A 780-nucleotide genomic window follows, 5' to 3' on the forward strand; every position below is an offset into this window, starting at 1 on the left:
CGGCCGGCAAGCCGGTGGACCTCAAGCCGGGTGGTTATCACGTGATGCTGATGGAGCTGAAGGGCCCGCTCAAGACCGGCGACGCGGTGCCGCTGACGCTGGTCTTCGAGGGCGCCGACAAGTCGCGCTCGACCGTCACCGTCCAGGCGCCGGCCCGGACCGGCCCGGTCACCGCCCCCGACGCCAAGGACCCGCACGCGGGCCACGGCGACCACAAGCACTGAACGCGCGACCGCGGCTCAGGGGCGCCGCAGCCCCTCCGCGAGGTGATCCACCAGCGCCTTGAGCCGCAAGGGCAGGAAGCGCTGGCTGGGCATCAGCGCATGCAGCGGCATCGGACGGCCGACCCACTCGGGCAGCACCTCCACCAGCGCGCCGCTGGCCAGGCTGTCGCGGATGTCGAGGTCGCTCTTGTAGGTGAGCCCCCGCCCTTCGAGGGCCCACTGGTGGGCGATGCCGCCGTCGTCGGCGGTGCGCCGGCCCTGCACCGACACCTCCACCGGCGCCGCCTGCATCGCGTCGCGGCGCCAGAAGCGCCACTCGCGCTCCAGCCGGTCGCCGATCTTGAAGCGGATGCATTCGTGCTGCGTCAGCTCGCCGGGATGGGTGGGCCGTCCCTCCCGCTTCAGATAGTCCGGCGACGCGACCAGCAGCCGGCGTCCGTCATGGAGCTTGCGCGCCACCAGCCGCGAGTCGGCCAGCTCGCCATACCGCAGCGCCAGGTCCACCTCGTCGCGCACCACGTCCTGCAGCGCGTCGCCGACGCTGAGCTGCAGCTCG

The 780-nt window shown here is 72.8% G+C and carries 2 protein-coding genes; one reads left to right on the top strand and one right to left on the bottom strand.

Annotated features, from left to right (window positions below; all coding sequences use genetic code 11):
• The coding region (locus FUT87_RS23940; RefSeq protein WP_147242611.1) for a copper chaperone PCu(A)C at nucleotides 1–224 on the top strand (224 nt) is incomplete at its 5' end.
• Between the two features lie 15 nt (nucleotides 225–239).
• On the opposite strand, the gene FUT87_RS23945 is transcribed toward FUT87_RS23940, so the two are convergent.
• Nucleotides 240–780 (bottom strand): substrate binding domain-containing protein (locus FUT87_RS23945; RefSeq protein WP_222617260.1); only part of this gene is annotated, 541 nt, incomplete at its 5' end.

The organism is Mitsuaria sp. TWR114 (assembly GCF_007997345.1).